Origin of the sequence: Amycolatopsis sp. NPDC051758 (genome assembly GCF_044453095.1) — a bacterium.
Lineage (GTDB): Bacteria > Actinomycetota > Actinomycetes > Mycobacteriales > Pseudonocardiaceae > Amycolatopsis.
Genome location: NZ_JBITCJ010000006.1, coordinates 122,332 through 130,156, shown reverse-complemented (window position 1 = coordinate 130,156; position 7,825 = coordinate 122,332). Strand labels below are relative to the sequence as shown.

Sequence of the window (7,825 nt, the reverse complement as noted above, 5' to 3'; positions counted from 1 at the left end):
GTGTGAGCCGGGTGCGGTGTTGGTTGCCCGGCGGCGCCCGTGCCGGAAGCGGGTGGCCGCGTTGCAGTGGGATCGAGCGCGGCGTTGCCCGGCGGTGGCCATGCCGGAAGCTGCGCGATGTCGTCGGGTGCGAAGTAGGCGCTCAGCGGCTCCTGAGGGGGTCGTGCCCGGCTCGGCCGGATCGCGGTGTCGGTCGGTTGCGCGGGGGCAAGCTGCCTGCTGCGCCCAAGGGCCAGCCGCAACCGGGCGGTGTGAGGTAGTTACGACCGGTTGCGGTGTACGTGCTGCAGTGGAGCGCTCGGCGGCTTGCGGCCGCCACAGCATTGCGATGTGGGCCCGGTGCGCGGGTTGCGCCGTGGTCAGCCGCGGTGCGCCGCAGCTGCAGCGGCGACGCCAGTAGCGCAGTGGGACCTGGTCGGCGGGCGGGGGTGCCCGTGCCAGGTTGGCGGCACCGCCGAGCCGGCCACAGGCGTGTGATCAATGCCGCGAAATACCCCGGTCGGCCAGTCGTTGGAACCGTTATGACGGGCGCGGATCACGAGACGGACGTGGTGGTGATCGGTGCCGGGCAGGCGGGGCTGTCTGCGGCCTACCACCTGCGCCGGGCCGGGTTCGCCAACCGGACCGGGTTTGTTGTGCTTGATCACGGCAAGCGGGCCGGGGGTGCGTGGCAGTATCGGTGGCCGTCGCTGGTGCTGGGCAAGGTGCATGGCATCTATGACCTGCCGGGCATGGCCTTCGGCGCTCCGGACGTGACGCGGCCGGCGTCCGAAGTCGTCTCGGAGTACTTTGCGCGCTTTGAGAGCGTGTATGACCTCCCTGTTCTACGGCCCGTCGACGTCCAGTCCGTGACGCGGGCGGGGGAGCGGCTGGTGGTTGCCAGTCCCGCAGAGTCATGGGCCGCGCGCGCCGTGATCAGTGCGACCGGCACCTGGGACCGGCCGTTCTGGCCGCACTACCCCGGTCAGGAGACCTTCGCCGGACGGCAGCTGCACACCGCCGACTACACCGGGCCGGAAGACTTCCGCGGACAGCGGGTGGTTGTGGTCGGGGGTGGGGCTTCGGCCGTGCAGCTGCTGATGGAGTTCGCGCCGCTCGCGCGTGCGACGGCTTGGGTGACACGACGTCCGCCTGTCTGGCGTGATGAGCCCTTCAGCGAGGACTGGGGACGCAACGCCGTCGCGAAGGTCGACGAGCGGGTGCGTGCCGGGTTGCCGCCCGAGAGTGTTGTGAGCGTGACGGACCTTGCCGTGACGCCGGAGGTGCGGGCTGCGCGCGCCGCCGGGATTCTTGCGCGGCGGCCGATGTTCTCGCGCATCACGCCGAGCGGTGTCGAGTGGGCGGACGGTTCGCGGTTCGACGCCGACGTCATCCTCTGGGCGACCGGTTTCCGCGCGGCGATCGACCACCTCGCGCCGCTGCACGTGCGTGAACCCGGGGGCGGGATCCGGATGGATGGCACGCGCGTGGCGCTCGAGCCGCGGCTGCACCTCGTGGGGTACGGGCCTTCGGCGAGCACTGTCGGGGCCAACCGGGCGGGACGGGCCGCGGTCGGCGAGATCAGGAAGCTGCTGAGTTCGGACGGTTGAGGTCATGAAACCGAAGCTACCCGAACACCTGTGCGATGGTCATCGCTGGATCGGGTGAAGCTCGGCAGCCGTTTTGTTGTGAACAAAGGGAAGCGGATGGGCGCTGCCCCCGGTTCCCACACTACCCGTGACCACCGACAAAATCGGAAAACGTCGGTGCTTTCCATGGTCCGTCCCGGTTCCCGGTGCAGTGTCCCGGTCATCGGAAACCCTGGTGAGCTGGGAAAACCTGGCGAAACTCACCCTCTTGACCGATTCGGCGACAAGACACGTCTTGTCAGTCGTAACCGATCATCGATACAGTCCGCCCTTAGTTAGTAAAGTTTCTTAACAGTTCGATGAACCGACGCCGCAGCCCACCAGCCACCGCCAAGGCCCGCAAGGAGCGCGACGTGCCGTCAAGCCGCCTACGAACACTCACCCGACTCACCCCGGTGCTCGCCGCCGTGGTGCTGCTGCCCTCGGCCATCACCGCGGCAAGTGCCACCCAAGCCGCCGATGTCCTGCTCTCCCAAGGAAAACCCGTCGCCACCTCGACCGTCGAGAGTTCGTCGTACGCCGGCACCAAGGCCGTCGACGGCAGCACGACCACCCGCTGGGCCAGTGCCGAAGGCGCTGACCCGCAGTGGCTGCGGATCGATCTCGGTCAATCGGCCGCGATCCACCGCGTCGTCCTCAACTGGGAAGCCGCCTACGCCAAGAAGTACCGCATCGAAACCTCCGACGACGGCACGACGTTCACCCCCGCGGCCACCGTCGACAACGGTGACGGCAAGACCGACGAGCTGACCCTCACCGCCCACGGCCGCTACGTCCGCCTCGTCGGCGTCACCCGCGCCACGAGCTACGGCTATTCCCTCTGGGAGATGCAGGTCTTCGGCTCCACGGACTCCTCCGGCGACACCCAGGCCCCGACCACACCGACCGCTCTCACCGCCGGCGCGACGACCGGCACGAGCGTCGCCCTGACGTGGAGCGCCGCCACCGACAACGTCGGCGTGGCCGGGTACGACATCCTGCGTGGCGGCACGGTGGTCGCCACCAGCGCAACCCCGTCCTACACCGACACCGGCCTCACGCCGGAAACCAGCTACACCTACACCGTCCGCGCGCGTGACGCCGCGGGGAACCTGTCGAGCCCGAGCGCGCCGATCACCGTGAAGACGAAAGCCGGGAGTGCAGGCGGATTCGTCCTCGCCGCGGCCGGCGACATCGCCGAACGCTGCACGGCGAGCAGCTCGAGCTGCGCCCACGTCAAGACCGCGAAACTGGTCGAGCAGATGAACCCGGCCGCGGTGATCACCATGGGCGACAACCAGTACGACGACGCCCACCTGTCGGACTTCAAGTCCTACTACGACAAGACCTGGGGCAAGTTCAAGAGCATCACGCACCCCATCCCGGGCAACCACGAGAGTTACGACGACACCCCGTTCAAGGGGTACGAGGACTACTTCGGCGCCATCGCGAAGCCCCAGGGCAAGCGTTACTACAGCTGGGAAATGGGCAACTGGCACTTCATCGCCCTCGACTCCAACGACTTCGTCACCCACGACGACTTCGCCGAGCCGCCCCAGATCACCTGGCTCAAGCAGGACCTGGCCGCCAACAAGAAGGGCTGCGTCGCCGCGTACTACCACCACCCGCGGTGGAGCTCCGGTGACCACGGTGACAACAAGGACAGCATCGAGCTCTGGAACATCATGACCGCCAACAAGGTCGACCTCGTGCTCAACGGCCACGACCACGACTACGAGCGGTTCGTCCCGCAGAACGCCGACGGCAAGGCCGACGCGAACGGCCCGGTCGAGATCGTCGGCGGTTCCGGCGGCGCGAACCTCTACGACCTGAGCCCGGCTCATGACACGACCGCCAAGCTGCTCAAGACCTTCGGTGTCCTGAAGCTTTCGATGACGGACACCTCGTTCCAGACGCAGCTGATCGGCGTCGACAACAAGGTCCTGGACAGCAGCCCGACCTACACCTGCCACTAGAAGGGGACGGGGCATGTACATCGCGGCAAGCCGTACCTCGGACCTGGCGGCCGGCACCGACCGGAAACCCGCGCTGAAGCGGGTCTCCGCCAACGTCGTCGCCCTCGGGATGGTCAGCCTGGTCACCGACGTCTCGTCGGAGATGGTCACCGCCGTCCTCCCGCTCTACCTGGTGCTCGGCCTCGGCCTGAACCCGCTGCAGTTCGGGCTGCTCGACGGGCTCTACGCGGGCGCCACCGCGGTCGTGCGGGTGCTCGGCGGGCACCTCGCCGACCGGTGGCGGCGGCTCAAGGCGGTCGCCGGGTTCGGGTACGGCTTGTCCGCGGTGTGCAAGCTCGGTCTGGTCGCGGCCGGTTCCTCGGTCGCGGCGATCGGGGTGGTGCTCGCCGCCGACCGCACCGGCAAGGGCCTGCGCACCGGCCCGCGCGACGCGCTGATCTCGCTCAGCAGCGAGCCCGGCACGCTCGGCCGGTCGTTCGGGGTGCACCGCGCGCTGGACACCGTCGGCGCGTTCCTCGGCCCGCTGGTGGCGATGGCGGTCCTCGCCCTCAGCCTCGGTAGCTATCCGAGCGTGTTCTTCACCAGCTTCTGCATCGCCGCGATCGCCGTGCTGCTGCTGGCCCTTTTTGTCAAGGACCACCCCGGCGGCGTCGACCGCGCCGCGGTGTCCGCAAGAGCCGCGTTCGGCCTCCTGAAACAGAGCGACTTCAGGCGCGTGACGCTCTGGGCGGCGCTGCTGGGCCTGGTGACGGTCGGCGACTCGTTCGTCTACCTCCTCCTGCAGCGCAAGGGGGAAATCGCGGCGACGTACTTTCCGCTGCTGCCGCTCGGCACTGCCGGGGTCTACCTGGTGCTCGCCGTGCCGCTGGGCCGGCTCGCCGACCGGATCGGCCGCTGGCCGGTGTTCCTCGGCGGCCACGTCGCGCTGTGCCTGGCCCTCGTGCTGGTCTGCGGCCCGGCCTACGCGGTGCTCCCCGTGGTCGTGCTCGGCCTGCACGGTGTGTTCTACGCGGCCACCGACGGTGTGCTGATGGCCGCTGCCGGGCCGCTCGTGCCCCCGGACCTGCGGGCCACCGGGCTGGCGGTCGTGCAGACCGGGCAGGCGGTGGCGCGGATGCTCTCGTCCGTCCTCTTCGGACTGGCCTGGACACTCTGGGACCTGCGGCCCGCGGTGCTCGTCGCCGCGGTCTGCCTCGCCGCCGTCGCCCTCGCCGCCGCGTTCGCGAAGCCGGTGCGGCCGTGAAGAAACTCGTCCTCGCCCTCACCGGCACCGCGCTCCTGGTCGCCGCGGCCGTGACGTACACCGTCAGCGCCCGGCACAACACCGCCGAAGCCGGCCCGGCCGCCCAGCTCACCCTGGACGCCGGCCAGCTGCTGTTCCGCGACACGAAAACCGGGCAAGTCGCCAGTGTCCCCGTTGGCAACACCCAGGCGAAACCACAGGTCAGCGGCCTGAAGTGTGACCGGTTCGCCGTCGCGAAGCAGACCGCCGTCTGCCTGGCCGTCAAGCCGGGGACCCTGCCGGCGGTGACCGACGTCCTCGTCCTCGACGACCACCTCGCCGTCCGCCACACCGAAACCCTGCCCGGCACGCCGAGCCGCGCCCGCGTCTCGCCGGACGGCAAGCGGGTCTACTGGACGCTGTTCGTCACGGGCGATTCGTATGCGGAGACCGGCTTCTCGACCCGCGCCGGAGTGTACGAAGTGGACACCGGACGGCTCGTCAAGACGATCGAGGAGCTGCCGGTCTTCGTCGGCGGCGAGCGCTACTTCGCCGCGGACGCCAACTACTGGGGCATCACGTTCGCCCCCGACGGCAACCGCTTCTACGCCACACTCGGCAGCAAGGGCAAGACGTACCTCGTCGAAGCCGACTACGCGCGCTACCGCGGGAAAACCCTGCGCGAGAACGTCGAATGCCCGTCGCTGTCCCCGGACGCCACTCGGATCGCCTTCAAGAAAAAGGTCGGCGAAGGCGTCTGGCGGCTGTCGGTCTTCGACCTGAAGACGATGAAGGAGACCGAGCTCGCCGAGACCCGCAGCGTTGACGACCAGGCACTCTGGCAGGACGACCACACCGTGCTCTACGGCCTGGACAATACCGTCTGGGCGGTCCCGGCGGACGGCTCCGGCGCGCCGGCAAAACTCGCCGAGGATGCCGCGTCGCCCGCCGTCACGGGGTGACGTCGACCGCCGCGAACAGCGTCCGGACGCAGAGGTCGCGCAGCTCGTCCTGGGTGACCGTCGGCTGGTCGAGCCAGTCGAGGATCACCGTGGCCACGAACGCCAGCCAGCCGCGCACGGCCAGCCGGGTCGTTTCCGTGACCGGCGTCAGCAGGCTCACCGCGTCGAGGATCCGCGACGCGTTCGCGGCCATCCCGGCCTCGCGGATCTCCTGGATCTCGCGGTCGGCGCCACTCGCGGCCCGGTGCACGATCCGGTAGCCGTCGGGGTGGGTGCGCGCGAACTCGAGGTAGACGTCGAGCCCGGCCCGCAGCTGCTCCACCACGGGCAGTTCCGGGTCGGGCGCGCTCATCTCCAGCAGCTGGTCGCGTTGCGCGCGGACGATCGACGCGAAGAAGTCCTTCTTGGTGGGGAAGTAGTGGTACAGCAGGCCGCGCGAGACCTGCGCGATCTCGGCGACCTCTTCGATCCACACCTCGTCGTACGGCCGTTGGGCGAACAAACCGGCGCCGATCGTCAGGAGCTGTTCGCGCCGCTGTTCGGTGCTCAGCCTCGTCCGCATCCCGTGAGCTTACTTGACACGGGTTCAGTAGCGGGGGATCGTGACTCTATTGGATCCGGGTTCAATAGGGAGCAGCCGTGGACACCACCGGGATTCCGCACCGGCCGGGCCGCCTGCCGGTGATCGGCGACCTGATCGGGGCGAACCCGCGCACGCCGTTGCAGGACACCCTGCGCATCGGCAAGCGGATCGGGCCGATCTTCACGCGCAAGATCTTCGGCTTCGAGATCGTCTTCGCCGGCGGCGTCGACCTCGTCACCCAGCTGAACGACGAGACGAAGTTCGGCAAGCACGTCGGCATGGGTGTCGAAAACCTGCGTGCCGTCGCCGGCGACGGGCTGTTCACCGCCCACACCCACGAGCCGAACTGGCGGCTGGCGCACGACATCCTGCAGCCGGCGTTCTCCGCCGAGGCGATGCGGCGCTACCACCCGGTCATGCTGGACGTCGCTCGCGAGCTCGTCGCGAGGTGGGACGCCGCGCCCGGGCCCGTCGACGTCTCCGCCGACATGACCCGGCTGACCCTGGAGACGATCGGCCTCGCCGGCTTCGGTTACCGGTTCGGCTCGTTCGAACGCGCGGAACCGCACCCGTTCGTGACGGCGATGATCCGGTCGCTGCGGTTCGCGCAGCTGCAGAACGTCAAGCTGCCGTTCGTCCGGCGCGCGTTCGCCGGGACGCCCGAGCAGAACCAGGCGGACATCGCGACCATGACGAACCTCGTCGACGAGGTCATCGAAACCCGCCGCAAGGACGGTGAGGAGAGCCGCGACCTGCTCGGGCTGATGCTCACCGAAGGCCACCCGATGACGGGCGAGCGGCTGGACCCGGTCAACATCCGCAACCAGGCGATCACCTTTGTCGTCGCCGGCCACGAGACGACGTCCGGCGCGCTGTCCTTCGCGTTGTACTACCTGACGCGCCACCCCGAGCTGCTGGCGAAGGCACGCGCCGAGGTCGACGCGGTGTGGGGTGACCGCGAGCCCGCCTTCGGAGACGTCGCGAAGCTGCGTTACGTGCGACGCGTGCTCGACGAGGCGATGCGCCTCTGGCCGACCGCGCCCGGCTACTCCCGCGAAGCGCGCGAAGACGTTGTGCTCGGCGGAAAGTACCGGATGCGCAAGGGTGACTGGGTGATCGTGCCGCTGCCCCTGGTGCACCGCGACCCCTCGGTCTGGGGCCCGGACCCGGAGGCCTTCGACCCGGACCGCTTCGAGCCCGCCGCGGTGAAGAAGCGGCCGGCGCAGGCGTACAAGCCGTTCGGGACGGGTGAGCGCGCCTGCATCGGCCGCCAGTTCGCGCTCCACGAAGCGGTGCTGGCGCTGGGCATGGTGCTGCAGCGCTACGACTTCGAGGTGGATCCGTCGTACGAGCTCAAGATCGTCGAATCCTTGACAATCAAGCCGAGCGGCTTCACACTCCGGCCCTGCGTCCGGGCCGCGGCCGGCGCGGTCGCCAGGTAGACGAGCGTGAAGCTGAGCGCGGCGGCTCGCCCC

Annotated in this window: 6 protein-coding genes; 5 read left to right on the top strand and 1 reads right to left on the bottom strand. The window is 69.3% G+C overall.

Features of this window, described 5'->3' with window-relative positions:
• Positions 1-521: 521 nt before the first annotated feature.
• From ACIA5G_RS27890 to ACIA5G_RS27875, 4 genes are all read left to right on the top strand, one after another.
• Positions 522-1,589, top strand: coding sequence for an NAD(P)-binding domain-containing protein (locus ACIA5G_RS27890; RefSeq protein ID WP_395928292.1), 1,068 nt, complete (start codon positions 522-524; stop codon positions 1,587-1,589).
• 434 nt (positions 1,590-2,023) lie between these two features.
• Positions 2,024-3,583: a discoidin domain-containing protein gene (locus ACIA5G_RS27885; RefSeq protein ID WP_395929245.1), complete on the top strand. Its 1,560-nt coding sequence runs from the start codon at positions 2,024-2,026 to the stop codon at positions 3,581-3,583.
• A gap of 13 nt (positions 3,584-3,596) precedes the next feature.
• Positions 3,597-4,826, top strand: coding sequence for an MFS transporter (locus ACIA5G_RS27880; RefSeq protein ID WP_395928290.1), 1,230 nt, complete (start codon positions 3,597-3,599; stop codon positions 4,824-4,826).
• The gene (locus tag ACIA5G_RS27875; RefSeq protein ID WP_395928288.1) at positions 4,823-5,767 is read left to right on the top strand and encodes a TolB family protein; all 945 of its coding nucleotides are present in this window, start codon (positions 4,823-4,825) and stop codon (positions 5,765-5,767) included. Before ACIA5G_RS27880 ends, ACIA5G_RS27875 begins: the two co-directional genes overlap by 4 nt.
• Here ACIA5G_RS27875 and ACIA5G_RS27870 read toward each other — a convergent pair.
• Positions 5,757-6,329: a TetR/AcrR family transcriptional regulator gene (locus ACIA5G_RS27870; protein ID WP_395928286.1), complete on the bottom strand. Its 573-nt coding sequence runs from the start codon at positions 6,327-6,329 to the stop codon at positions 5,757-5,759. The two genes, ACIA5G_RS27875 and ACIA5G_RS27870, sit on opposite strands and share 11 nt — an antisense overlap.
• Positions 6,330-6,406: 77 nt before the next feature.
• Here ACIA5G_RS27870 and ACIA5G_RS27865 point away from each other — a divergent pair, with 77 nt between their 5' ends.
• Positions 6,407-7,792, top strand: coding sequence for a cytochrome P450 (locus ACIA5G_RS27865; RefSeq protein ID WP_395928284.1), 1,386 nt, complete (start codon positions 6,407-6,409; stop codon positions 7,790-7,792).
• Positions 7,793-7,825 lie beyond the last annotated feature (33 nt).